The organism is Sphingopyxis sp. SE2, assembly GCF_032227185.1.
Classification (GTDB): Bacteria; Pseudomonadota; Alphaproteobacteria; order Sphingomonadales; family Sphingomonadaceae; genus Sphingopyxis.
On record NZ_JAPMXW010000004.1, the window covers coordinates 25,818 to 51,201 of the forward strand.

25 protein-coding genes are annotated in these 25,384 nt (G+C 65.1%); 18 read left to right on the top strand and 7 right to left on the bottom strand.

The genetic code is table 11. The features are described 5' to 3' along the window. Nucleotides 1-77 precede the first annotated feature (77 nt). Nucleotides 78-692, top strand: a complete 615-nt coding sequence (locus OVY29_RS22220) for a superoxide dismutase (protein WP_313912303.1) — start codon at nt 78-80, stop codon at nt 690-692. 255 nt (nt 693-947) lie between these two features. Continuing rightward, on the top strand, nt 948-2,327 hold the full coding sequence (locus OVY29_RS22225) for an L-serine ammonia-lyase (RefSeq protein ID WP_313912304.1): 1,380 nt from the start codon (nt 948-950) through the stop codon (nt 2,325-2,327). A 365-nt stretch (nt 2,328-2,692) separates the two neighbouring features. On the opposite strand, the gene OVY29_RS22230 is transcribed toward OVY29_RS22225, so the two are convergent. Then, nucleotides 2,693-2,905, bottom strand: coding sequence for a hypothetical protein (locus OVY29_RS22230; RefSeq protein ID WP_313912305.1), 213 nt, complete (start codon nt 2,903-2,905; stop codon nt 2,693-2,695). Between the two features lie 501 nt (nt 2,906-3,406). Between OVY29_RS22230 and OVY29_RS22235 the strand changes: the two genes are divergently transcribed. From OVY29_RS22235 to fghA, 6 genes are all read left to right on the top strand, one after another. After that, nucleotides 3,407-4,519 carry an S-(hydroxymethyl)glutathione dehydrogenase/class III alcohol dehydrogenase gene (locus OVY29_RS22235; protein ID WP_313912306.1) on the top strand — a complete coding sequence of 371 codons (1,113 nt, stop codon included), beginning with the start codon at nt 3,407-3,409 and terminating at the stop codon, nt 4,517-4,519. 13 nt (nt 4,520-4,532) lie between these two features. Further along, nucleotides 4,533-4,919 carry a VOC family protein gene (locus tag OVY29_RS22240; RefSeq protein ID WP_313912307.1) on the top strand — a complete coding sequence of 129 codons (387 nt, stop codon included), beginning with the start codon at nt 4,533-4,535 and terminating at the stop codon, nt 4,917-4,919. A 1-nt stretch (nt 4,920) separates the two neighbouring features. Further along, complete coding sequence (gene purU, locus OVY29_RS22245; protein WP_313912308.1) at nt 4,921-5,793, top strand: formyltetrahydrofolate deformylase; 873 nt, start codon at nt 4,921-4,923, stop codon at nt 5,791-5,793. A 102-nt stretch (nt 5,794-5,895) separates the two neighbouring features. Then, nucleotides 5,896-6,276, top strand: coding sequence for a VOC family protein (locus OVY29_RS22250; protein WP_037554825.1), 381 nt, complete (start codon nt 5,896-5,898; stop codon nt 6,274-6,276). Between the two features lie 18 nt (nt 6,277-6,294). Beyond that, nucleotides 6,295-6,798, top strand: coding sequence for a prolyl-tRNA synthetase associated domain-containing protein (locus OVY29_RS22255; protein ID WP_037554824.1), 504 nt, complete (start codon nt 6,295-6,297; stop codon nt 6,796-6,798). Beyond that, the gene (fghA, locus tag OVY29_RS22260) at nt 6,795-7,643 is read left to right on the top strand and encodes an S-formylglutathione hydrolase (protein ID WP_037554823.1); all 849 of its coding nucleotides are present in this window, start codon (nt 6,795-6,797) and stop codon (nt 7,641-7,643) included. The genes OVY29_RS22255 and fghA overlap by 4 nt, the downstream gene beginning before the upstream one ends. Nucleotides 7,644-7,814: 171 nt before the next feature. Here fghA and OVY29_RS22265 read toward each other — a convergent pair whose 3' ends face one another. The 5 genes from OVY29_RS22265 to OVY29_RS22285 form a co-directional block, all read right to left on the bottom strand. After that, a complete protein-coding gene (locus tag OVY29_RS22265) occupies nt 7,815-8,801 on the bottom strand; it encodes a quinone oxidoreductase (protein ID WP_313912309.1) in 987 nt (328 codons plus the stop codon). A 211-nt stretch (nt 8,802-9,012) separates the two neighbouring features. Then, entirely contained in the window at nt 9,013-10,803 is a 1,791-nt protein-coding gene (locus OVY29_RS22270; RefSeq protein WP_313912310.1) for a DEAD/DEAH box helicase, read from the bottom strand. 148 nt (nt 10,804-10,951) lie between these two features. Continuing rightward, entirely contained in the window at nt 10,952-12,124 is a 1,173-nt protein-coding gene (locus tag OVY29_RS22275) for an NAD(P)/FAD-dependent oxidoreductase (RefSeq protein WP_313912311.1), read from the bottom strand. Nucleotides 12,125-12,131: 7 nt separating this feature from the next. Next, a complete protein-coding gene (locus OVY29_RS22280; RefSeq protein WP_037557556.1) occupies nt 12,132-12,311 on the bottom strand; it encodes a hypothetical protein in 180 nt (59 codons plus the stop codon). After that, the gene (locus OVY29_RS22285) at nt 12,308-12,784 is read right to left on the bottom strand and encodes a GreA/GreB family elongation factor (RefSeq protein WP_313912312.1); all 477 of its coding nucleotides are present in this window, start codon (nt 12,782-12,784) and stop codon (nt 12,308-12,310) included. Before OVY29_RS22285 ends, OVY29_RS22280 begins: the two co-directional genes overlap by 4 nt. Nucleotides 12,785-12,903: 119 nt before the next feature. Between OVY29_RS22285 and OVY29_RS22290 the strand changes: the two genes are divergently transcribed. Together OVY29_RS22290 and OVY29_RS22295 are read left to right on the top strand one after the other, a co-directional pair. After that, nucleotides 12,904-13,653, top strand: coding sequence for a head GIN domain-containing protein (locus OVY29_RS22290; protein WP_037557554.1), 750 nt, complete (start codon nt 12,904-12,906; stop codon nt 13,651-13,653). A gap of 215 nt (nt 13,654-13,868) precedes the next feature. Then, the gene (locus tag OVY29_RS22295; protein ID WP_152567703.1) at nt 13,869-14,591 is read left to right on the top strand and encodes a head GIN domain-containing protein; all 723 of its coding nucleotides are present in this window, start codon (nt 13,869-13,871) and stop codon (nt 14,589-14,591) included. Between the two features lie 238 nt (nt 14,592-14,829). Here OVY29_RS22295 and OVY29_RS22300 read toward each other — a convergent pair whose 3' ends face one another. After that, complete coding sequence (locus OVY29_RS22300; protein WP_313912313.1) at nt 14,830-15,633, bottom strand: SDR family oxidoreductase; 804 nt, start codon at nt 15,631-15,633, stop codon at nt 14,830-14,832. A 110-nt stretch (nt 15,634-15,743) separates the two neighbouring features. On the opposite strand from OVY29_RS22300, the gene OVY29_RS22305 reads away from it, so the two are divergent. The 8 genes from OVY29_RS22305 (at nt 15,744) to OVY29_RS22340 (ending at nt 25,376) form a co-directional block, all read left to right on the top strand. After that, nucleotides 15,744-16,283, top strand: coding sequence for a hypothetical protein (locus OVY29_RS22305; RefSeq protein ID WP_313912314.1), 540 nt, complete (start codon nt 15,744-15,746; stop codon nt 16,281-16,283). A gap of 77 nt (nt 16,284-16,360) precedes the next feature. Further along, nucleotides 16,361-16,627, top strand: coding sequence for a hypothetical protein (locus OVY29_RS22310; RefSeq protein ID WP_037554207.1), 267 nt, complete (start codon nt 16,361-16,363; stop codon nt 16,625-16,627). Between the two features lie 107 nt (nt 16,628-16,734). Next, the gene (gene secA, locus OVY29_RS22315) at nt 16,735-19,470 is read left to right on the top strand and encodes a preprotein translocase subunit SecA (RefSeq protein WP_037554206.1); all 2,736 of its coding nucleotides are present in this window, start codon (nt 16,735-16,737) and stop codon (nt 19,468-19,470) included. A gap of 205 nt (nt 19,471-19,675) precedes the next feature. Then, complete coding sequence (locus OVY29_RS22320) at nt 19,676-21,115, top strand: circularly permuted type 2 ATP-grasp protein (protein ID WP_313912315.1); 1,440 nt, start codon at nt 19,676-19,678, stop codon at nt 21,113-21,115. Between the two features lie 227 nt (nt 21,116-21,342). Then, entirely contained in the window at nt 21,343-22,287 is a 945-nt protein-coding gene (locus OVY29_RS22325; RefSeq protein ID WP_037554204.1) for an alpha-E domain-containing protein, read from the top strand. Nucleotides 22,288-22,555: 268 nt separating this feature from the next. Beyond that, nucleotides 22,556-23,359 carry a transglutaminase domain-containing protein gene (locus OVY29_RS22330; RefSeq protein WP_037554203.1) on the top strand — a complete coding sequence of 268 codons (804 nt, stop codon included), beginning with the start codon at nt 22,556-22,558 and terminating at the stop codon, nt 23,357-23,359. A 48-nt stretch (nt 23,360-23,407) separates the two neighbouring features. Further along, on the top strand, nt 23,408-24,139 hold the full coding sequence (locus tag OVY29_RS22335) for a peptidase (RefSeq protein ID WP_037554202.1): 732 nt from the start codon (nt 23,408-23,410) through the stop codon (nt 24,137-24,139). Between the two features lie 49 nt (nt 24,140-24,188). Next, nucleotides 24,189-25,376 carry a serine hydrolase domain-containing protein gene (locus tag OVY29_RS22340; protein WP_313912316.1) on the top strand — a complete coding sequence of 396 codons (1,188 nt, stop codon included), beginning with the start codon at nt 24,189-24,191 and terminating at the stop codon, nt 25,374-25,376. Nucleotides 25,377-25,384 lie beyond the last annotated feature (8 nt).

The window sequence follows — 25,384 nt, forward strand, 5'->3', positions numbered from 1 at the left end:
AAATTCCCCGTCACGGGGTTGCAACTCATGGGCAAGATACCGAGTTAGGCCCCCGAACACCAAAAAAGGAGACTGCCATGACGATCGCCCATCCTCCCCTGCCGTACGCCCAGGACGCGCTGGAACCGCATATCTCGGCCGACACGCTGGCGACGCACCATGGCAAGCACCACAAGGCCTATGTCGACAAGACCAACGCCGCGATCGAGGGCACCGACCTTGCGTCGAAGCCGCTCGAAGAAATCGTCCACCACGCCGAAGGATCGGGCAACAAGGGCCTGTTCAACAATGCCGCGCAGGCGTGGAACCACGCTTTCTATTGGGAAAGCCTGAGCCCGACCAAGACCGCGCCCGCCGGCGATCTCGCCGCGGCGATCGACCGCGATTTCGGTTCACTCGACGAGCTCAAGAAGAAGCTCAAGGAAACCGCGGTCAACCATTTCGCGTCGGGCTGGGCCTGGCTCGTTTCGCGCGACGGCACGCTGTCGGTCACCGACACCCACGACGCGGGCACCGAACTCGTCGCGGGCATCAAGCCTTTGCTCGTGATCGACGTGTGGGAGCATGCCTATTACATCGACCGCAAGAATCTGCGCCCGGCCTATGTCGACGCGGTGGTCGACGAACTGCTCAACTGGGATTTCGCGGCGGAGAATTTCGCGCGCGAAGGGACCTGGACCTATCCGGCGTAATTTAATGATCCTCCCTGTGGCGAAGCCATGGGGAGGTGGCACCGCCCTTCGACTGCCTTGCAGGCGCTCAGGATAAACTTCGCCAAAGGCGAAGCGCTGACGGAGGGGCAGCGGCGCAACGTCGCCCGCCCCTCCACCGCCTCCGGCGGTCTCCCTCCACATCGCTTCGCGACAGGGAGGATTTATCGCAGGCCGTAACGAAAATTGGCCCTCCCGGCCCTATCCCGATGATCGCGATGCGCCTATAGCGCCGCCATGACGATCAGCCTGTTCGAACTTTTCAAGATCGGTGTCGGTCCTTCCAGCTCGCATACAGTGGGCCCGATGGTCGCGGCGCGGCGCTTCACCGTCTGGCTCGACGAGGCGGGGCTGCTGACGAAGGCGGCGCATGTCGAGGCCGACCTCTACGGCTCGCTTGCGCTGACGGGCAAGGGCCACGCTGCCGACACGGCAGTCGTCGCGGGGCTTGCTGGCGAAATCCCGGCCTCGACCAGCCTCGCCGCGATCAAGGCGCATTGGGACCGCGCAGAGAGCGAAGGCTTCCTCTACCTGCTCGGGCGCCAGCGCGTGCGCTTCCAGCCCGCGCGCGATCTGCATTTCCAGATGAAGCAGCGCCAGCCGTTCCACAGCAATGCCTTGAGCTTCACCGCGCGCGACGGCGAGGGCGAGATCCTTGCGAAACGCATGTATTTCTCGATCGGCGGAGGCTTTGTCGTCGACGAGGACGAGGCGGGGCGCAACAGCCGCGGCGCCGAGGACGAGATCGAACTGCCCTTCGCCTTCACCTCGGGCGCCGACCTCATGGAAATGGGCGCGGCCTCCGGCAAGAGCTTCGCCGAGATGATGCTCGAAAACGAGCTCGCGCACCGCAGCCTCGACGAGGTTAATTCCGGGCTCGATGCGATCGCCGGAGCAATGGACGCGTCGATCGACGCGGGCTGCTCGAGCACCGGCGTCTTGCCCGGCGGGCTCAAGGTCAAGCGCCGCGCGCCGCAGATCGCCGCCGACATCCGCAGCCGCCACGAACAGAATCTGTCCGACCCGATGGCGATGATGGACTGGATCAACCTGTGGGCGATGGCAGTGAACGAGGAAAATGCCGCGGGCGGCAAGGTCGTCACCGCGCCGACCAACGGCGCCGCGGGGATCATCCCCGCCGTGATCCGATATTACCGGCGCAGCTATCGCGGCGACGCGAAGGGCGTGCGCACCTTCCTGCTCGCCGCGGGCGCGGTCGGCGCATTGTATAAACGCAACGCCAGCATCTCGGGCGCCGAGGTCGGCTGCCAGGGCGAGGTCGGCGTCGCCTGCTCGATGGCGGCGGCGGGGCTGACCGCGGCGCTGGGCGGCACCAACGCGCAGGTCGAGAACGCCGCCGAGATCGGCATGGAACATAATCTCGGCCTCACCTGCGACCCGATCGGCGGATTGGTGCAGATCCCGTGCATCGAGCGCAACGCGATGGGCGCGATCAAGGCGATCGACGCGAGCCGCATCGCGATGATCGGCGACGGCACGCACGTCGTCAGCCTCGACACGGTGATCGCGACGATGCTGCAAACCGGCCGCGACATGCGCGATAAATATAAGGAGACGTCGAAGGGCGGGCTGGCGGTCAGCGTGGTGGAGTGTTGAGGGGTATCTAACTCATCGTCACCCCAGACCTGATCCGAGGTGATGGTCGCGGGCACAATTGCTCAGACGACCACAGTTGGCGATTTTTGCTAGGCTATTGCCGGTCGCCCACAAATGATCGAAAACGGACGATCGGCGTGGCGAGCAATACGCCTAAAGCCGGGTATGACGATATTCGTCTATGATGAAGGGGCAAAAGCTTGTGAAGCATGTTGATTTGAGCACTGAAGCTCGCGAAGGTCTCGAGTCAGCGATGATCGGCAATATCAATCGCGAGGCTAACACAGCTTCGCTAAAAGCACTGGGCGTAAAACCTCCACACTTAATGTAATCGATCAAAGGCAACTAATTTTCATTCGGCCCTATTAGCCGACACTCCGTTGCAAAGCCCCCGGCAATTCCTCGCGCAATTTGTCGATCAGCAACCGCACCTTCGGTAGCAGATGGCGGCGTTGCGGATAGGCGGCCCAGACCGGCTCCTCCTGCGGGCGGAGCGGGTCGAGGAGCGAGACGAGCGCAACTTCGCCTTCATCGTCATCCCGGACTTGATCCGGGATCCACTGCCGCGCCGACGTCATGGACCCCGGGTCAAGTCGAACGAGCCGCGTGTCTCGTTCGAGGGTGACGAAATGGGATGGCGGCAGTAGGGGCTTTCCTACATTATTTTGCAGGCATAGCCTGCCCGCCATGACCACTGCGATCCCGCCCGCCGCTGCCCTGCGCCTCGCTCCCGGCCTGTGCCACCGGGGAAGCGAAACAAGAGGGGTGTGTGGCGTGACCTTTGTGACCTTCCGAACAAAATGACACGCGCGTTCGGACCCCGACTCACCTGGCTCGGTCAAGCTTGGACGTCGCGCGAATCCTCCCTGTCGCGTAGCGATGGGGGAGTCGCAGACGGCGCGCAGCGCCAGCGGGACCGCGCCCGCAGGGCGTGGTGGAGGGGCGACAACGGTCGCGCCAAAGCCCCTCCGTCAGCGCTTCGCGCTGCCACCTCCCCATGGCTGCGCCACAGGGAGGATCGGACTCTTGCATTGCCACCGCATTTGCCTGATTGGAGCCGCCAAGAAGGAGACCGCCCCATGAAGACCCGCGCCGCCGTTGCGTTCGAAGCGAAGAAGCCGCTCGAAATCGTCGAACTCGATCTGGAAGGCCCCAAGGCGGGCGAGGTGCTGGTCGAGATCATGGCGACGGGCATCTGCCACACCGATGCCTATACGCTCGACGGGTTCGACAGCGAGGGCATCTTTCCGAGCGTGCTGGGGCATGAGGGCGCGGGCGTGGTGCGCGAGGTCGGCGCGGGCGTCACCAGCGTGAAGCCCGGCGACCATGTCATCCCGCTCTACACCCCCGAATGCCGCCAGTGCAAAAGCTGCCTGTCGGGCAAGACCAACCTCTGCACCGCGATCCGCGCCACCCAAGGAAAGGGGCTGATGCCCGACGGCACGACGCGCTTCTCGTACAAGGGCCAGCCGATCTTCCACTATATGGGCTGCTCGACCTTCTCGAACTTCACCGTGCTGCCCGAGATCGCAGTCGCGAAGATCCGCGAGGACGCGCCCTTCCAGTCGAGCTGCTACATCGGCTGCGGCGTGACCACCGGGGTCGGCGCGGTGATCAACACCGCGAAGGTGCAGGTCGGCGACAATGTCGTCGTCTTCGGGCTCGGTGGTATCGGGCTCAACGTGATCCAGGGCGCGCGCCTTGCGGGCGCGAACCGGATCATCGGCGTCGACATCAATCCCGCGCGCGAGGAATGGGGCCGCAAGTTCGGCATGACCGAGTTCCTCAATTCGAAGGGCATGAGCCGCGAGGATGTCGTCGCGGCGATCGTCCAGATGACCGACGGCGGCGCCGATTACACCTTCGACGCGACGGGCAATACCGAGGTGATGCGCATTGCCTTGGAAGCCTGTCACCGCGGCTGGGGCACCTCGATCATCATCGGCGTCGCCGAGGCTGGCAAGGAAATCGCGACGCGGCCGTTTCAGTTGGTCACCGGGCGCAACTGGCGCGGCACCGCGTTCGGCGGCGCCAAGGGCCGCACCGACGTGCCCAAGATCGTCGACATGTATATGACCGGCAAGATCGAGATCGACCCGATGATCACCCACGTCATGGGGCTCGAGGAGATCAACAAGGGCTTCGACTTGATGCACGCGGGCGAGAGCATCCGCAGCGTCGTCGTCTACTGAGGGAAAACAGGGCATGTTCAGCCATGTGGCGCTGGGGTCGAACGACATCGCGGCGAGCAAGCGCTTTTACGATGCGGTTCTGGGCGCGTTCGGCGCGACCGAGGGCGTGATCGACGAGCGCGGGCGCCTGATCTACATGCACGCGGGCGGCCGCCTGATCGTGACGCACCCCGTCAATGGTGCGGAGGCGGCATGCGGCAACGGGCATACGCTGGGGTTCCTCGCGCCCTCGACCGATGCGGTCGACGCGTGGTACGCTGCGGGCGTCGCGAACGGCGGGACGACCGCGGAGGACCCGCCGGGCATCCGTCATGCGACCGAGGGGCGTGTCGTTTACCTCGCCTATCTGCGCGATCCCGCCGGCAACAAGCTGTGCGCGACGCACAAGATTTCGGGCTGACATGACCGGGGGAAGCGGGCCCGCCTATGTGCTGACCTTCAGCTGCGTCGACGCGGTCGGGATCGTCGCGGCGGTGACGGGGCTGCTCGCGGAGCGCGACGGTTTCATCCTCGACAGCCAGCAATATGCCGACCTCGATTCGGGGCGCTTTTTCATGCGCGTCGAGTTCCGCGGTGAAGGGCCGCGCTTTCCTGACGGACTGGCGGGCGTGCAGGACGCGTTCGCGCCGATCGTCGCGCGCTTCCAAATGGACGCGCGGATCAGCGACCGCACGGCCAAACCGCGCTTCGTCATCGCGGTGTCGCAGGGCAGCCACTGCCTCAACGACCTCCTCCACCGCTGGTCGACCGGCAACCTCGCGATCGACGTGGTCGGCGTGGTATCGAACCATGAGGCGCAGCGGCGCTTGTCGGAATGGCACGGCGTGCCGTTCCACTATCTGCCGGTCAGCGACGCGAACCGCGCCGAACAGGAGTCGGCGATCCTCGACGTCATGGCGCGCGGCGGAGCCGAATATCTGGTGCTCGCGCGCTATATGCAGGTGCTGTCGCAGGATCTGTCGGCGCAGCTCGCCGGCCGCTGCATCAACATCCACCACAGCTTCCTGCCGGGCTTCAAGGGCGCGAAACCCTATCACCGCGCGCACGAGCGGGGGGTCAAGCTGATCGGCGCGACCGCGCATTTCGTCACGAGCGACCTCGACGAGGGGCCGATCATCGAACAGGCGGTCGAGCGCGTCGATCACCGCGACGGGGTCGAAGAACTGATCCGCATCGGCCGCGATACCGAGGCACAAGTGCTCGCGCGCGCGGTGCGCTGGGTTGCCGAACAGCGGGTGCTGATCGACGGGCGCAAGACGGTGGTGTTCCGCTAGTTCGTCATTTTCGGTGAACAAGGGCCGTTATCGTGGCTGGTCCTGCCCCGGCGGGCAGGGTAGGTATCGAATCGCAACCATAATCAGGAGGAGCGGAAACCCATGTACAGTCACAATATGGTCGGATCGAACGACATCGAGGCGTCGAAGAAATTCTATGACGCGACCTTTCAGGCGATCGGCGGCAAGCCCGCGATCACCGACGACAAGGGACGCCTGATCTATATTCACAACGGCGGGCTGTTCCTCGTCGGCGCCCCCATCGACGGTCAGCCCGCGACCATCGGTAACGGCTGCACGATCGGCTTTGCGATGGACGGCCCCGAGCAGGCCGACGCATGGCACAAGGCGGGCGTCGAAAATGGCGGCACCTCGATCGAAGATCCCCCGGGCATTCGCGAAGGCGGTTTCGGCCAGCTCTATCTCGCTTATCTGCGCGACCCGTCGGGCAACAAGCTCTGCGCGCTCCACCGCGTCGTTTGAGGCGGAAGAGGACGACCGATGCGCGGCGAAGCGGGATTGCTGGCGGACCTTGGCGCGCTCGCCATCCCCTTCGCCGCCTATGAGCATGAAGCGGTGTTCACCGTCGCCGAAAGCGATGCTGTGAACGCCGCCATCCCGGGCGCGCATACCAAGAATCTGTTCCTCAAGGACAATGGCGGCGCCTTCTGGCTCGTCACCGTGCCCGGCGCGGCGCGCGTCGACCTGAAGGCGTTGCCCGCCGCGATCGGCAGCAAGCGGGTGAGCTTCGGCAAGGCCGGGGATATGGAGCGCCTGCTGGGCATTTCGCCCGGATCGGTCACCCCGCTCGCCGCGATCAACGCCGCGCCCGGTAGCATCACCGTCGTGCTGGACGAGGGGCTGGCTGCGGCGGGGACGGTGAACGTCCATCCGCTCCGCAATACCGCGACGCTCGGGCTGCCGGGCGCAACGATCCTCGACCTCTTGCGTCATTGGGGACATCGGCCGCTTGTCGCGTCCATCCCCGTTCAGGACCCCGCATGACCATCGAAACCCTTTCCACCGTTCGCAGCCATGGCGGCACGCAAGGCGTCTACAAGCATGCGAGTACGACCACCGGCACCGACATGACCTTCGCGGTCTTCGTCCCCGACCATGACGGCGGCGCGAAGCTGCCGGTGCTATGGTATCTGTCGGGGCTGACCTGCACCCACGCCAATGTGATGGAGAAGGGCGAATATCGCGCGGCCTGCGCCGAGCATGGCGTGATCTTCATCGCGCCCGATACCAGCCCGCGCGGTGAAGGCGTGCCCGACGATCCCGATGCGGCCTATGATTTCGGACTCGGCGCGGGCTTCTATGTCGACGCGACCGAGGAGCCTTGGGCGAAACATTACCGGATGCGTTCGTACATCGAGGATGAATTGCCGTCGCTGGTGCTGCGCAATTTCGCGAGCGCCGACCTGACGCGGCAGGGCATCACCGGCCATTCGATGGGCGGGCATGGCGCGCTGACCATCGGGCTCCGCAATCAGGATCGCTTCCGTTCAGTCTCGGCCTTTTCGCCGATCGTCGCACCGTCGCAATGCCCTTGGGGCGAAAAAGCGCTCGCCGGTTATCTTGGCGACGACCGCGAGGATTGGCACGCCTATGACGCGTGCGCGCTGCTCGATCAGGGGCTGCGCGTACCCGACCTGCTTGTCGATCAGGGTGAGGCCGACAATTTCCTTGCCGAACAGCTCAGGACCGAGCTGCTAGTGGACGCGTGCGAGCGCAATGGGCAGAAGGCCGAAATCCGGATGCAGCCGGGATATGACCACAGCTATTATTTCATCTCGACCTTCATGGCCGAGCATGTCGCGTGGCACGCGGAGCGATTGAAGGCGTAAAGTTCCCCTCCCTTCAGGGAGGGGATTAGAGCGTGATCGCATTAGACTGAGACAACGGTCTTCCTTGTCTCGTCATCCCGGCGAAGGCCGGGATCTCGCCGGTGCATCAAGACAAGACGATGAGATCCCGGCCTTCGCCGGGATGACGATTTCATTAAGAATGATCGTGCTCTAGCCATGCTCCGGAATCAGCAGCGTCGACCCGGTCGTCCGCCCCGCTTGCAGATCGGCATGCGCCCGCGCCGCATCCTCGAGCGAATAGCGCTGGCCGACGGTAATCTGCACCGCGCCGCTCTCGATCATCTCGAACACCCGGTCGGCGCCCGCAGCGCGTTCGCCGGGCAGGTGGTAATAATCGAACAAGGTGGGGCGCGTCACGAACTGCGACCCATGTTGCGCGAGGACGCCAAGGTTGACGCCGGTCACAGGACCGCCGGCATTGCCATAGCTGACGATCAGCCCGCGGCGTGCAGTGGCCTTGAGCGAGACGTCCCAGGTCGCCATGCCGATGCCGTCGAAGGTGACGGGGACGCCTTGGCCGTCGGTGATTTCGCGGACGTGCGCGGCGACGTCGTCCTGCTTGTAGCGGATGACATGGTCGGCGCCGGCTTCGCGCGCGGCATGCTCCTTGGCTTCGGTGCTGACGGTGCCGATCACGGTCGCGCCGATCGCCTTCAGCCACTGGACGAGGATCAGCCCGACGCCGCCCGCGGCGGCATGGACGAGCACGGTCGCGCCCGCTTCGACGCGCGCGCAGCGTTCGACGAGCATTTCGACCGTGCACGCCTTGAGCAGCGCGGCGGCGGCGGTTTCATCGTCGATGCCGGGCGGTAGCTTGAACAGCGAGGATGCGGGAACAAGCCGCGCCGACGCATAGGCGCTCCGCTGCGGGCCGAAGGTCGCGACGCGGTCGCCGGGCCGGAGGCCGTGGACCTCGGGACCGACGGCGACCACTTCACCCGCAGCTTCGACACCGAGCCCGCCGGGGAGGTCGATCGGGTAGGTGCCGTCGCGGTGATAGGTGTCGAGATAGTTGAGCCCGACCGCGGTTTGCCGGACGAGAACCTGGCCCGGGCCGGGATCGCCGATCGTCACGTCGCGCCAGTCGATGACCTCGGGACCGCCCTGCTTTTCGATAAAGGCCTCGATCGCTTTCATGCCCGCGCTCCTGCTATCCCCGCCCATCTGGTGGGCCGGGCTGGGGAGTGCAAGGGCGGTGCGGCGAAAGCCCCTCCCCTTCAGGGGAGGGGTTTGGGGTGGGGGTTATCGAGGTGGCGCAAGGCCGATGGCCCCCACCCCGTTCGACTAAAGGCCCGGCTACGCCGGACCAAGTCTCACTGCCCCTCCCCTGAAGGGGAGGGGTTTGACTTTACTTCGACGGGCGGCGCGGGCTGCGCTGACCGTAAGGCTTGGGCTTGTAGCGCTCATTCCTGTCGCGCGGACCGGCGTGGGCGCGCGGTGCTGCGTCGCGCGGTCCCCGATGGCCGCCTTTATCGCGGCGCGGCGGATAGGTCGGGCCGTCGGGTGCGGGGGTGATCGACACGCCGCTGTCGTCCTCGCCGTCCTGGTTCGCGGTGCGCACCACGGCTTCGGCGAAGCGGTCGGCTATCGCGCGGGGGATATTGAACATCGTTTCCTTGGGACCGATGCGGATCGCGCCGATCTCGTTCTTGCTCACATGGCCGCGGCGGCAGAGCAAGGGCAGGATCCAGCGCGGATCGGCATTCTGGTGGCGGCCGATGTTGAGGCGGAACCAGACGCTGTCCTCGAAGCCGTCGCGGCGGTCGCCGCCGCTGCCGCGTTCAGGGCGTTCAAAACGCTCGCCGCGTTCGGGGCGCTCGCGGCCGCGCGGGCCGTTGTCGAGCAGATCCTCGGGCGGCGGCATCAGCGCGCGGTGCGCGCGGACGAGCGACGCGGCGATGTCCTCGGGGCTGCGCTCGGCCATCAGCCGCGCGGCGAGTTCCAGATCCTCGGGCTCATGCTCGACGGGTGCGAGCAGCTTTTCGATCAGCCGTTCCTGATCCTTTTGGCGGACGTCGGCGGCGGTCGGCGCGTCCATCCATTCGGCGTTGATCCGCGCGCCGCGCAGCATGCCGTCGACGCGGCGGCGGCGCGGATAGGGGACGATGATGACCGCGGTGCCCTTTTTGCCCGCGCGGCCGGTGCGGCCCGAACGGTGCTGAAGCGTTTCGGCATCGCGCGGAATTTCGACGTGAATGACGAGGCTGAGCGTCGGCAGGTCGATGCCGCGCGCGGCGACATCGGTCGCGACGCAGACTCTGGCCCGGCGGTCGCGCAGTGCCTGCAGCGCGTGGTTGCGCTCGTTCTGGCTATGCTCGCCCGACAGCGCGACGGCGGCGAAGCCGCGCTCGATCAGGCTCGCGTGCAGCCGGCGGACATTGTCGCGCGTCGCGCAGAACAGCATCGCGGTTTCGGCTTCGTGCAGGCGCAGCAGGTTGATCACCGCGCCTTCGATGTCGGCGGGGGCGACGGTCACTGCCTGATAGGCGATGTCGCCATGGCCGCGGTCTTCGCCGACGGTCGAGATGCGCAGCGCATCGCGCTGGTAACGCTTGGCGAGCTGGACGATCGGCTTCGGAAGCGTCGCCGAGAAGAGAAGCGTGCGGCGCGTATCGGGGGTGCCGTCGAGGATTTCCTCGAGATCGTCACGGAACCCCATGTCGAGCATTTCGTCGGCCTCGTCGAGCACCGCGACGCGCAGCGCTTCGAGGTCGAGCGCACCGCGTTCGAGATGGTCGCGCAGGCGCCCGGGGGTGCCGACGACGATATGCACGCCCTGGTTGAGGTTGCGGCGCTCGCGGCTCGCATCCATGCCGCCGACGCAGGTCGCGATGCGCGCGCCGGCCTTGGCATAAAGCCAGCCGAGTTCGCGGCTGACCTGCAGCGCGAGTTCGCGCGTCGGCGCGACGATCAGCGCGAGCGGCGCGGTCGCGAAGGGCAGGCGGCCGTCTTCGAGCAGTTCGTCCGCCATCGCAAGGCCGAAAGCGACGGTCTTGCCCGAGCCGGTCTGCGCCGAAACGAGCAGGTCGCGGCCCTTTGCCGCCTCCTCGCTAACCTGCGCCTGGACGGGAGTAAGCGCTTCATAGCCGCGCGCGGTGAGGGCGTCCGCAAGGACGGGCGAGAGATGTTCGAAAGGCATTTTGTTCTTCTTATCCTGGACGGCAAAGGCGCCGTGGTTTCGTTCTTCGCCGCCCGGGATTCGGCTCGGGTCTATCGCCTGAGTCCGAACAATCGGGTCGTGGATGCTGAAACCGGTTCAGCATGACGAGGAAATATGTGGGTTTTTCCTAAAGGGCCTGACCCGCCGCGTATCCGCTGGCCCAAGCCCATTGAAAATTATAGCCGCCCAGCCACCCGGTGACGTCCACGGCTTCGCCGACCGCATACAGGCCGGGAACGCTTTTGGCCATCATTGTTTGCGACGACAGATTTGCGGTCGAAATTCCCCCGACGGTGACCTCGGCCTTCGCGAAACCCTCGGTGCCGTTGGGGTGGAACGGCCAGCGCTTGAGGCGCGCGCCGGCCTCGGCGAGCTTGCGGTCGGTCAGAGCGCCGAGTTCTCCGGAAAGCGCGAGGCGGTCGGCGAGCGTCTGTGCGAGACGGTCGGGGAGGGGGAGCGTAGAGGCGAGCGTCGCCCGCGGCCGCGCGCGCTTGGCTTCGATGAGCCAGTCGGGGGCAGCATCGGGAAGGAAATCGATCGTCACCGGCTCGCCGTGCCGCCAATAGCTGCTCACTTGAAGGATCGCGGGCCCCGACAGGCCCTTGTGCGTGAAGAGCGCGGCTTCGCGGAAGGCGGCCTTGCCCGCGCGCGCTTCGACCGGGGTCGCGACCCCCGACAGGTCGCGGAACAGCACATCGCCGCCGCCGAGCGTCAGCGGGACGAGCGCGGGGCGCGGCTCGACGACCTTCAGCCCGAACTGGCGCGCGAGGTCATAGGCGAAGCCGCTCGCACCCATTTTCGGGATCGACGGCCCGCCGGTCGCGATAACGAGGTTGGCGGCGGTGAAGGGCTGGTCGCCGAAACTCATGCGAAAACCGCCATCGCCGTGCGTCACCTCGCGCACCGGCTGGCCGCAGCGCACATCGACCCCGCCCTTCGCGCATTCCTCCAGCAGCATCGCGACGACCTGCTTCGCCGAGCCGTCGCAAAAAAGCTGGCCGAGCGTCTTTTCGTGATGCGCGATTCCGTAGGCGTTCACCAGATCGATGAAATCGGCGGCGGTGTAGCGCGCGAGCGCCGACTTGGCGAAATGCGGATTCGCCGAGATATAGCGATCGGGCGCGGTGTGGATGTTGGTGAAATTGCACCGCCCGCCGCCCGAGATCAGGATCTTCTTGCCCACCTGCTCGGCATGATCGAGCAGCAGGACGCGCCGCCCCCTTTGCCCCGCGACCGCGGCGCACATCAGCCCGGCCGCGCCGGCACCCAGCACGATGGCGTCATAATCGGGGGCGGTCATGAACGGCCTAATGCAGCTTCGCGATCGAGAGGCCGTCGGCCTTGGCGCGGACCTTCACCGATTCCTCGCTGCGCGTCAGCGCTTTGGCGATCGCTTTGAGCGCCATGCCCTTTTTCGCGAGCGTGTGGAGCTTGTCGATCTCGGCGGCGGTCCACGGCTGTTTGTGGCGTTCGAACCTGTCTTTCATGCCATCACCTCCGGATCGGCGGCGGCGGCGAGAATCTCGATCGCATCGTCGCGCCCCTGAAATGCGACCATGTCGCCTGCCTCGGCGCCCATCAAGGCGCGGCCGAGCGGCGCGGTGAAGGCGATGCGGCCCGCGGCGGGATCGGCCTCGTCATGGCCGACGATCGTGACCGCGCGTTCGGCGCCGTTCAACGCATAGCGGACGCGGCTGCCGATGCCGACGACATCGTCGCCGGCCGCCGCCTGCACCTCGGCGGTCGCCTGACGCGTATGGAGATAGCGCAGGCGGCGCTGCAATTTCTTGCGTACGTCATCGCCGGTTTCGGCGGCGATCGCGGTTTCGAGACGCGCCACCTCTTCGCCGAGCAGGCGGAGGCCGCGCGGGGTCACGAGGTTGGGGCCGACCGGAATCGGCCATTCGAACTCGGGTTCTTTATGTTCGTCGTCGCTCTCGCGGCGAAAGGCTACACTCATCGTCTCTTTCCTGAAGGATTTGCGCCTCTGGGCCACGAAGGTGGCGACAAGATGGCGGCTCGCACTGGACAGGCCGTGCTCCTGTGTGTTATACAAACAATACACGAAGGAGATTTTCGATGCGTAACTGGACGATGGCGGCGCTGCCGCTGGCTCTCGCGATGACCGTCACGGCGTGCAGCGCCGAGGTGACGAGCGACGGCAAGGACGGGCGGCGCACGGTCGATGCGGGGCCGGTGACGACGCAGAGCTTCGACCTCACGGGCTTCACCGGCGTCAAGGTCGCGGGTCCCGACGATGTCACCATTCGCCGCGGCGACGCCTTTTCGATCAGCGCCAAGGGGCCGAAAGCCATCATCGACGAGCTCGAAATCGAACTCGACGGCGACATGCTGTCGATCGGGCGCAAGAATTCGGATTTCAGCTTCCGCGGCGGTGACAATGATGTCGACATCGCGATCATCATGCCGGCGCTCCGCGAGGTGCGGCTGACCGGGTCTGGCGAGATCGACGCCGATGCGGTCGACGGCGATGCGGTCGAGGCGGTGGTCACCGGTTCGGGCGACCTCAAGGTGGGGACGCTGAACGGCAAGAGCGCGAAGGTCGCCGTGTCGGGTTCGGGCGATATCGAAATCGGCGGCGGAACGATCGGATCGGGCGATTTCGGGGTCACCGGATCGGGCAATATCGCGGCGGGCGGGCTCGCGGCGACGACGCTCGACGTGTCGATCGCCGGATCGGGCGACGTCGACGCCAAAGCGAGCGGCAGCGCCGACATCGCGATCCTCGGATCGGGCGATGCGACGATCGGCGGCGGCGGCAAATGTTCGACGCGCACGATGGGTTCGGGCACCGCGACCTGCAACTAGGGTCAGGACCCATTAATTCCGCGATTTCGACGTCCCTGCGGGATTTGACGGATTTTGCCCATGGCTTCGTCGAAAAGCCTTGAAATATATTCATATTCCTTCGCCTTTTCTCCTCGCCCTGAGCAAAATCGCTTCAAACCTCGAACGTGGAATTAATGGGTCCTGACCCTAGGGCACCTATGGTGCTGCCGGCCCGAAAAGGTTAGGGCAGCAGCATGACCAGCACCCTGTCCTGTATCGCAAGGGGCGCCGCCGTCGCGGTGGCCGCCCTTTCGTTCGCCGGTTCCGCGTCTGCGGCCGAGAAGCGCTTCGGCCTCACCAGTTTCGAGACGATCGAGGTGAATGCCGACGTCGCGGTCGAGGTGGTGACGCGCGCGCCGGTCAGCGCGGTGGCGACGGGGCCGCAGGACGCGCTCGACCGGCTGAGCCTCGAAAGCCGCGACGGCCGGCTGGTGATCAGTCAGCGCCAGTTCGCGGGCGATGAAAAGCGGCGGCGGCCGCATGGGCCGGTGACGGTCCGCGTCAACGCCGCCCATCTGAACAGCGCGACGCTCGCCGGGGCCGGCTCGCTCCGCATCGACCAACTCAAGGGGCAGCGCGCGATGGTCGGCCTACGCGGTCCCGGGCAATTGACCGTCGGCGCGATCGCGGCCGACCGGCTGCAGGTGGCGATGATCGGTAACGGCACGATGACGCTCGGCGGCGCCGCCAAGACCGCGCGGATGACCCTGTCGGGCGCGGGGGCGGTCGATGCCGGCGCGCTGGAGGTCGGCGAGCTGATCAGCGACAGCGAGGGCGCGGGCGATCACATCCTCCACGCGGTCAAGAGCGCCGCGGTCACCGCGCGCGGGATCGGCAAGGTCGTGGTGCTCGGGCGGCCGGTGTGCACGGTGCGCAATGTCGGCAGCGGATCGGTGACCTGCGGGGCGGGGAAATAAGTCATAGCTGAAGAGGGGCAGCGACCGGTAGCTGCCGACGGATGTTGGGAATGCGACCGGTTGCCGCCTTGTAATCCTCCCTGTGGCGAAGCCATGGGGAGGTGGCAGCGCGAAGCGCTGACGGAGGAGCTTTACGCGGCCCCTCCACCACTCGCTACGCGAGCGGTCCCCCTCCCCATCGCTGCGCGACAGGGAGGATTTTGACGTCCGCTCCCCACCCCAAAGCCGCCACCGCGCCTCAATGCCCCGCCGTGCCCAGCCCGTCGATCTTCTTCGACTGGCGCACGATCAATCCCGGGAACCAGCGCGCGATGCGCGACAGCCGCCTGGCCATCTTGCCGACGGGCATATGCACGCGGTCGCCATGCACCGCGTCCCATGCCGCGCGCGCGACATCCTCGACCGGCGAAATCTCGAACCCGCTTGCCGACAGGCGGGTTCGCGCGGGTTCGTTGCTGTCGGCGCTGACCTGATCGAGCAGCGGCGTGTCGATGAAGCCGGGCATCAGCGAGCGCACCTTGATGCCGTGCTTGGCGAATTCGATCTCGAGCGCCTCGGTCAGCCCGCGCACCGCGAATTTGGTCGCCGAATAGACCGCGAGGCCCGCGACGCCATAGAAGCCCGACGCCGATCCGGTGTTGAGGATCGCCGACCCCGGCGTCGCCCTGAGCAGCGGCAGCGCCGCATAGATGCCGTTGACGACCCCGCCGAAATTGATCGCGATCAGGCGGTCGGCTTCGGCCGGATCCATGTCCATATATTGCCCGCCCGACCCGATGCCGGCGTTGTTGAAAAGGACGTCGAGGCGGCCGCCGCTCGCCGTGGCGAATTCGTCGAGCGCGGCCTTCCATTGGTCGCGGTCGCGCACGTCCATGACGTGGCGCGACGACGCGCCTTCGGGAAGCAATGCCGCGGTCTCGTCGATTCCGGCGCGGTTGACGTCGGCGATGCCGACGAACCAGCCTTGCCCCGCGAAATGGCGCGCGACCGCGCGGCCGATGCCCGATCCGCCGCCGGTGATGAAAATCGCCTTCCGTGCCATCCGGCCTCTCCTTACATCGATGTCAATGAGACTTGATGCGAAGTCGGGGCCGCGGTCAAGCGGCAATCGCGGCTTGGCAAGATCGGGCGCCGCTGGCTAAGAGGGCGGGAATGACCCGCGGCCTTCGCTTGATCCTCCTGTCGCTGCTGATGCTGTGCGCGGGCCTCACCACCCCGGCGCGCGCCGAAGTGGTCGTGAGCTTTTACAGCCATGATTTCGGCGATCGCTTTCCGCACGCCTTCATTGTGATGAAGGGAACGCTTGACGCGACGGGCGAGGCGGTCGCCGCCAATTACGGCTTCACCGCGGTTTCGGTCAGCCCCGCGATCCTGTTCGGGTCGGTGAAGGGCAAGGTCGAATCGTCGAAACCCGACTATATCGAAAAGAGCGACCGCCAGTTCGACGTGACGGTCGACGATGCGACCTATGGCCGGATTTTGGCGAAGGTCGCCGAATGGCGCGACCGCGAGCAGCCGAGCTATAGCCTCAACAAGCGCAATTGCGTCCATTTCGTGATGGAGCTGGCCGAGGTCGTGGGCTTGCAGGTCAATCGCAAGAGTAAATTGTTCAAGAAGCCCAAAAGCTTTCTGATCGAAGTCCGCGGCTTGAACCCCGAACTGACCGACCCCGCGGCGGCGGCAGCCCCCTAGACGCGCCGCGGCTTTCACCCTATGTTCAGGGGACGGGGCGCAATATTCCACGCTCCGGACGTATAGAGGGGCGATTCTTGCGGTTGTTTTTGACCCTTTTGGCATTGCTGACCGGCTTGGCGACCGCCGACCGGGCCGCTGCCGCGCCGGCCGTTCCGGCGGCGATGGGGGCGCTGGTCCTGCTTGCCGAAACGACGGGCAAGACCGAAGCGAGCGATACCGAACGCCGCCCGACCACCAACACGGCGCCGCGACGTACGTCGAGCGGCGGCGGCAAGCCGCGCAAGGCGGCGCCGCCGCATCTTCCCGGCCTTCTCACCGGCAGCGACCGCGCGCTCGAATAGGGCGAGCTCGCCTGCGCCTGTTTCAGGGCGCCGCCCATACCGGGCCTCTTTGCACATATGCGCGACCCGATGGTTGCCAACTCAATTGATATTTCAAGGAAAAATAGATGTTTGCTGGCCTTGCCAAGAGCCTGTTCGGCTCGTCCAACGACCGTTACGTCAATTCGATCCGCAAGATCGTCGACAAGATCAATGCTTTCGAGCCCGCAATGCAGGCGCTCGACGATGCGGGGCTGCAGGCGCAGACGCAGGCATTCCGCGACCGGCTGGGCGCCGGCGAGACGCTCGACGACATCCTCCCCGAAGCCTTTGCGACGGTGCGCGAGGCGGCGGTCCGCACGCTTGGCATGCGCCATTTCGATGTGCAGCTGATCGGCGGCGTCGTCCTCCACCGCGGCGAGATCGCCGAAATGGCGACGGGCGAGGGCAAGACGCTGATGGCGACCTTGCCCTGTTACCTGAACGCGCTCGAGGGCAAGGGCGTCCATGTCGTGACCGTCAACGACTATCTCGCGCGCCGCGACGCCGAATGGATGGGCGCCGTTTACGGCTTCCTCGGCCTCACCACCGGGATCATCGTCCCCAACCTCAACGAGACGCAGCGCCGCGACGCTTATAACAGCGACATCACCTATGCGACGAACAACGAGCTCGGCTTCGATTACCTCCGCGACAATATGAAGTTCGACCGCGCGCAGATGGTGCACCGCGAATTCAACTTCGGCATCGTCGACGAGGTCGACTCGATCCTGATCGACGAGGCGCGCACCCCGCTGATCATCTCGGGCCCGACCGACGACAAGTCCGAACTCTATATCCGCGTCAACGAGGTCGTCCTCCAGCTCGGCGAAGAGGATTATGAGAAGGACGAAAAGTCGAAGTCGATCAGCCTGACCGAGGACGGTACCGAGCATGTCGAACGCCTGCTCGAAGCCGCCGGCCTGCTTCAGGGCAACAATCTCTACGACATCGAGAACACGCAGGTCGTCCATCACGTCAACCAGGCGCTGAAGGCGATCCAGATGTTCCGGATCGACACCGACTATATCGTCAAGGACGGCAAGGTCGTGATCATCGACGAGTTCACCGGCCGCATGATGGACGGGCGCCGCTGGTCCGACGGGCTGCACCAGGCGGTCGAGGCGAAGGAAGGCGTGCAGATCGAGCCCGAGAACCAGACGCTCGCGTCGATCACCTTCCAGAATTATTTCCGCATGTATCCGAAGCTTTCGGGCATGACCGGCACCGCGGCGACCGAAGCGGCCGAATTCTTCGACATCTACAAGATGAATGTCGTAAACATTCCAACCAACCGCCCGATCGCGCGCGTGGACGACGAAGACGAGTTTTACAAGAATATCACCGACAAGTTCGGCGCGATCGCCAAGACGATCCGCGAGGCGAACGAGCGCGGCCAGCCGGTGCTCGTCGGCACCGTGTCGATCGAGAAATCGGAGCTGCTCTCTTCCTACCTCGAAAAGGAAGGCGTGCCGCACAGCGTCCTCAACGCGCGCTTCCACGAAAGCGAAGCGCATATCGTAGCGCAGGCGGGCCGCACCGGTGCGGTCACGATCGCGACGAACATGGCGGGCCGCGGCACCGACATCAAACTCGGCGGCAACGAGGAATTCCGCATCGACGACGAGCTCAAGGACCTGCCCGAAGGTCCCGAGCGCGAAGCGGGCATCGCGCGCATCCAGGCCGAAGTCGCGGCCGAGCGCGAAGCCGTGAAGGCCGCGGGCGGGCTGTTCGTGCTCGCGACCGAACGCCACGAAAGCCGCCGCATCGACAACCAGCTGCGCGGCCGCTCGGGACGTCAGGGCGACCCCGGGCTGTCGAAATTCTACCTCTGCCTCGACGACGACCTGCTGCGCATCTTCGGTCCCGACACGCTCTTCTCCAAGATGATGAACAAGAATCTGGAGGATGGCGAGGCGATCGGGTCGAAGTGGCTGTCGAAGGCGATCGAGACCGCGCAGAAGAAGGTCGAGGCGCGCAACTACGATATCCGCAAGCAGGTTGTCGAATATGACAACGTCATGAACGACCAGCGCAAGGTCATCTACGAGCAGCGCGGCGAGATCATCGACAGCGAGACCGTCGACGAGGTGATGACCGCGATGCGCGCCGAGACGGTCAATTCGATCGTCGCCGACGCGTGCCCCCCGGGCAGCTATCCCGAACAATGGGATGTCGAGGCGATGAAGGAGCGAGTCGCGGACATCCTCGACCTCGCCCCGCCGATCGACGACTGGATGCAGGAGGACGCGGTCGACGCCGAAATCTTCGAGGAGCGCATCCAGCAGGCGGCCGACGCGGTCGCGGCCGAGAAGGCGGGCCTCGTCGATGCCGAGACGTGGAAGGGGATCGAAAAGTCGATCCTGCTCCAGACGCTCGACCATCACTGGAAAGAGCATCTTTCGACGCTCGACGCGCTGCGCCAGGTCGTGTTCCTGCGCGCCTATGCGCAGAAGCAGCCGATCAACGAATATAAGCAGGAAGCCTTCGCGCTGTTCGAACGCATGTTGTCGAATATCCGCGAGGATGTGACGCGCACCGTCGCACGCATCGACCTGCGCTTCGAAGAGCCCGAGCCCATGCCGCTCCCCGACCTGCCCGATTTCCTGACGACGCACATCGACCCCTTCACGGGCGAGGATAACAGCGGCGACGTCGATGCGGGTGCGCTCGGCGTGATCGCGAACACGCTGCCGCCGATGCAGGTGCCCAAGCCCGATTTGCCCGAGGGCGAAAATCCCTATGCCGCGCTGGAGATCAGCCGCAACGCGCCGTGCCCTTGCGGTTCGGGCCGCAAGTACAAGCATTGCCACGGGGCGATTTGATCTGCTGTCCGCCGCGCGCTTTCGGGCGCGCGGCAAGCCCTTGATGTTACCGTATCAATCGGCCCCACAAGCCCGCTTGCCAAGGTGCGCGGGCGCGATTAGCATCGCCGACATAAGCTTGACGGCCGCGTAGCCAGACAAGCGACGCAGCAGGCAGGAACGACGGGGCCGCGCACGCCCGAAGCATCGCGGCCGGACCGGTGGCATGTTGCGTGGAAAGGGCTGGCGCATTCATTTTTTCGACGAGATGACCGGACAGGAGGGCGAGGTCCGGGCGCCCTATCGCGAATATTCGGACTGGTTCGGCCGCGAGGATGCGGCGCGCATCCAGCGCAAGGCGAAACAGGCCGAAGCCTTTTTTCGCACCACCGGCATCACCTTCAACGTCTATGGCGAGGATGAGGCCGACGAACGCCTGATCCCCTTCGACGTCGTCCCGCGCATCATCGCGGCGAATGAATGGCGGCGGCTGTCGCGCGGGATCGAGCAGCGCGTGCGCGCGCTCAACGCCTTCCTCCATGACATCTATCACCGGCAGGAGATTTTGCGCGCGGGCCGGGTGCCGGTCGAGTTGATCGCGCGCAACGAGGCGTTTCTGCCGATGATGATGGGCATGGACCCGCCGGGCGGGATCTATACGCATATCAGCGGCATCGACATCGTGCGCACCGGCGCCGACGAATTTTATGTGCTCGAGGACAATGCGCGGACGCCATCGGGCGTGTCCTATATGCTCGAGAACCGCGAGACGATGCTCCAGATGTTCCCCGAACTGTTCGCGAAGATTTCGGTGCGCGAGGTCAGCGATTATCCGCTCAAGCTCCTGAAGTCGCTCGCGGCGTGCGCCCCGCCGGCATGCGGGGGCACGCCGACGGTCGCGGTTCTGACCCCGGGCATCCACAACAGCGCCTATTTCGAGCACAGCTTCCTCGCCGACCAGATGGGCGCCGAACTGGTCGAGGGGCATGATCTGCGCGTCGTCGAGGGCCGCGTCGCGATGCGCACGACGCAGGGCTACACGCCGATCGATGTCCTCTATCGCCGCGTCGACGACGATTTCCTCGATCCGCTCAATTTCCGGTCGGACTCGATGCTCGGCGTGCCGGGCATCTGGGATGTTTACCGCGCGGGAGGGATCACGATCGCCAATGCGCCGGGGACGGGAATCGCCGACGACAAGGCGCTTTATTCGTACATGCCCGACATCATCGAATTTTATACGGGCGAAAAGGCGCTGCTGCCCAATGTGCCGACCTGGCGATGCAGCGAACCCGAGCATCTGAAGGAAGTGCTGGACCGCCTGCCCGAACTGGTCGTGAAGGAGGTGCACGGGTCGGGCGGTTACGGGATGCTCGTCGGCCCCGCGGCGAGCAAGAAGGAGATCGCTGCGTTCCGTGCCAAGCTCGAGGCCAATCCACGTAACTATATAGCGCAGCCGACGCTCTCGCTCTCGACCGTGCCGATCTTTACCAAGGCGGGGCTGGCGCCGCGTCATGTCGACCTGCGTCCCTTCGTGCTGATGTCGCCGCAGGGGATCAGGATCACGCCGGGCGGATTGACGCGCGTCGCGATGAGCAAGGGATCGCTGGTTGTCAATTCGAGCCAGGGCGGTGGGACGAAGGATACGTGGGTGTTGGAGGATTGATGGGGTGGCGGCGATGATGTCTTTTGACTTCAGCCCCTCTCCTTTAGGGGAGGGGCAGCGAGACTTGGCAGCTTGCTGCCAAGTCGCAGCGGGGTGGGGGGTATCGGCCTTACGCCACCTCGCCAGCCCCCACCCCAACCCAGTGTCAAGTCGGTCATGCCCCCGGCATGACCTAAACCGTCCGGGGGACGGTTTACCTGACACTCCTGAAGGGGAGGGGCTTTAGGATGCTGGGAAAAACCGCAGGCTCGCTTTACTGGATGGCACGCTATCTCGAACGCAGCGAGAATAATGCGCGGCTGATCGACGCCGGTTTCCGCATCGCGCTGACACGGTCGAACACCGCCGCGGCCGAATGGCGCTCGGTGCTCGTCACCGCAGGGCAGGATTATTATTTCCGGCAGGCGCATGGCGCGGATTACAGCTCGCAGCGCGTCGTCGATTTCATGCTGCGCGATCCCGCCAACCCGTCGAGCATCATGTCGGTAATCAAGCAGGCGCGCGACAATGCGCGGACCGCGCGCACCTATCTGACGCGCGAGGCGTGGGAGGCGGTCAACACGAGCTGGATGACATTGGGTGCGCTGCTGAGGCGACAGGTGCGCGAGGACGACCTGCCCGACGTGCTCGCGGCGATCCGCCAGCAAAGCGGGCTGGTGCGCGGTGCCTTCGCGGGGACGATGCTGCGCAACGACGGCTATAATTTCGCGCGGGTCGGCACCTTCCTCGAACGCGCCGACAACACCGCGCGCATCCTCGACGTCAAATATTATCTGCTGCTGCCCTCGGTCGCGCATATCGGCAGCTCGATCGACAATGTGCAGTGGGAGACGATCCTGCGATCGGTATCGGCGCACCGCGCCTATCACTGGCTGTACGGAGCCGAGATCAGCGCGCTGAAGATCGCCGAATTTCTGATCCTCTATAAACAGATGCCGCGCAGCCTGTCGTTTTGCTGCGACAAGATGAACGACAATCTCGCGTGGCTTCAGCACGCCTATGGCGAGGAGACCGAGGCGGTGCGGATGGGCGCCTCGATCTGCCGCGACCGGCTGTCGCGACCGATCGCGTCAATATTCGACGGGGGGCTGCACGAGTTCATCACCGATTTCCTACGCGCCAATGCCGCACTCGCGCAGCAGATCGAGCGCGATTACCGGTTCGTGGAGTAAGGGTCCGTAATCAGTTCCAGCGGCGTCGAGGTTTGAAGCAAAATGGCCCAGTGCGAGGAGAGAAGGCGAAGATATATGTCGATATTTCGAGGCTTCTCGACGAAGCAATGGACCATTTTGATCAAATCCCTTCGGGACGTCCAAATGGCTTCCATCTCGGACCGAAAGCCGCTTGGAAAGGCAACCAGCCTTCCCGGCGCGTCTTTCGGCCCGAGCTGTTCGCCATTTGGACGCCTCGACGACGCTGGAACTGAGTACGGACCCTGACATGAGATTGCGCGTCGAACATAGCACCCATTATCAATATGACAGCCCGGTTCGCTATGCGCTGCAACAGGTCAAGCTGACCCCGAAAGAGCGGCCGGGGCAGCAATTGATCCACGGCTGGACGATCGCGATCGAGGGCGGCGGGCACCAGCTTCATTATACCGACCATCATGGCAATGGCGTCGATCTGGTTGCGGTCGACAGCGGTGCGAGCGAACTCGTCATCCGCTGCACGGGCGAAATCGAATTGATCACTTGGGACGGGGTGATCGGCCCGCACCGCGGCGCGATGCCGCTCTGGACCTTTCTCCGCCCGACCCCGCTGACGCGCGCGGGACGTGGGGTGCGCTCGCTGGCCGCCGAACTCGGCCGCGATTTCGCCAACGACATCGAGCGCGCGCACGCGCTGTCGGCGCTGATCCTGGGCAGATTGCCTTACCGGATCGGTGTCACCGATGCCGAGACGAGCGCCGAGCAGGCGCTCGCCGGCGAAGGCGGGGTGTGTCAGGACCATGCGCATATATTCATCGCCGCGATGCGCCATCTCGGGCATCCGGCGCGCTATGTCTCGGGCTATCTGATGATGAACGACCGCACGCATCAGGATGCGACGCACGGCTGGGCCGAGGCGCATTTCGACCATATCGGCTGGATCGGTTTCGACGTGAGCAACGGTCATTCGCCCGACCAGCGTTACATTCGCGTCGCGACGGGGCTCGATTATCGCGATGCCGCCCCGGTTCGCGGCATGCGCTATGGTGCGGCGCAGGAGAATCTGGTTGTCCAAGTGCAGGTCCAGCAATAAGCGGACGGGGATGATTCAGGACTTTCCGGGCGGGGAAAACGGGATACGATGACTTATTGCGTTGGCATGCGTTTGAACAAGGGGCTGGTGTTCATGTCGGACACCCGCACCAACGCGGGCGTCGACGACATCTCGCAGGTCCGCAAGATGCGCAGCTGGACCGTCCCCGGCGAGCGCGTGATCACGCTGATGTCGGCGGGCAACCTCGCGACGACGCAGGCCGTCGTCAGCCTGCTCGACGAGCGCACCAAGGCCCCCGAGGAACGCCACCCGTCGATCTTGGCCGCGCCGTCGATGTTCGCGGTGGCGAATATCGTCGGCGAGACGCTGCGCAGCATCGTGATGCGCCACAATGACGAAGGCCCGGCGGCCGAATCGCTTTTCCGCGCGTCGCTGATCGTCGGCGGGCAGATCAAGGGATCGGACCCGCGGCTGTTCCTCATCTATCCCGAAGGCAATTTCATCGAGGCGGGCGAGGACAATCCTTTCTTCCAGATCGGCGAGACGAAATATGGCCGCCCGATCATTGTGCGCAGCTATGATCCGGCGATGTCGTTCGAGGATGCGGTGAAACTGCTCTGCGTCTCGTTCGATTCGACGATCCGCGCCAATGCGGGGGTCGATTTGCCGATCGACCTCAAGATCCATGAGCGCGACGAGTTCACCACGGTGCGCGAGCGGCGTTTCGAGCGCGACGACGCCTATTTCCAAAGCGTCTCGCACGGCTGGGCCGAGGCGCTGGGAATCGCGCTGGCCGAGCTTCCCGACTTCCATTTCTGATCGGCTTCGGCCACCGTCGCGTCTTTCGGGAAGGACGGAGAGGACGCCGATGTTGCGCCGGATTGTTGCTGCACTTGCCCTGATCGCCAGTCCGGCCGCTGCCGAGGATGCTGCGTTTGATGCCGCGCTCCGCGATTTTCGCGAACTGCATCGCGCCGAGACCCACCGCGCCCGGATTGCGGGGAGCAGTTTCTATTTCCTGCGCGATGGACAGACGATCGCCGCCGATCATCTGGGCGAACAGGATGCCGAGACGCACGTCCCCGTCGATGCCCGGACCATCTATCACTGGGCCTCGGTGACCAAGACGATGACCGGGATCGCGATCATGCAGCTGCGCGACCGCGGGCTGTTGTCGCTCGACGATCCGGTCGTCAAATATGTCCCCGAACTTGCGGCGGTGCATAATGTCTATGGCGACACCGGCGCGATCACGCTCCGCCAGCTGATGAGCCACAGCGCGGGGTTCCGGAGCGGTACCTGGCCGTGGCGCGAGCATGACTGGCAGCCGTTCGAGCCCAGGGGCTGGGCGCAGCTGGTCGCGATGCTTCCCTATACGACGGTCGAGTTCAAACCCGGTTCGCGCTTCGGCTATTCGAATCCCGGTATCGTCTATCTGGGGCAGGTGATCGAACGGCTGTCGGGCGAGGATTATGAAGTCTATATCGACAAGAATATCCTGAAGCCGCTGGGCATGCACGCCAGCTATTTCGACCGCACGCCGCCGCATCTGTTGCCGCACCGGTCGCACAGCTATTATGTCAGGAACGGCAAACGCGTCGCGGCGCCCTTCGACGTCGATACCGGCGTCACCGTGTCGAACGGCGGGCTCAATGCGCCGATGCCCGACATGGCGAAATATGCTGCCTTCCTGCTCGGCGATGCGGCGCGCGCGGCCGACTATGATCGGGTGCTGAAGCGCGCGTCGCTCGAGGAAATGTGGGTGCCGCAGATTTCGGCGGGCGAGGATTTCACGCAGGGCCGAATGGCGACGACGACGATGAGCGGCCTGTCCTTCTTCGTCGACCGCAGCGCCGGGGTGCGCCTTGTCGGCCACAATGGCGACCAGAACGGCTTTCGCGCTTATTTGAGCCTCTGCCCCGATCAGGGAGCGGCGAGCCTGCTCGCCTTCAACACCGAGACGAAGGGCGTCGAGAACAGCCCCGCCAACCGCGATACGGCAGAATCGCGGATCGCGCTCGCCACCGACAGGCTGTGCGCGGCGCTGGCGAAGTAACTTTCTCG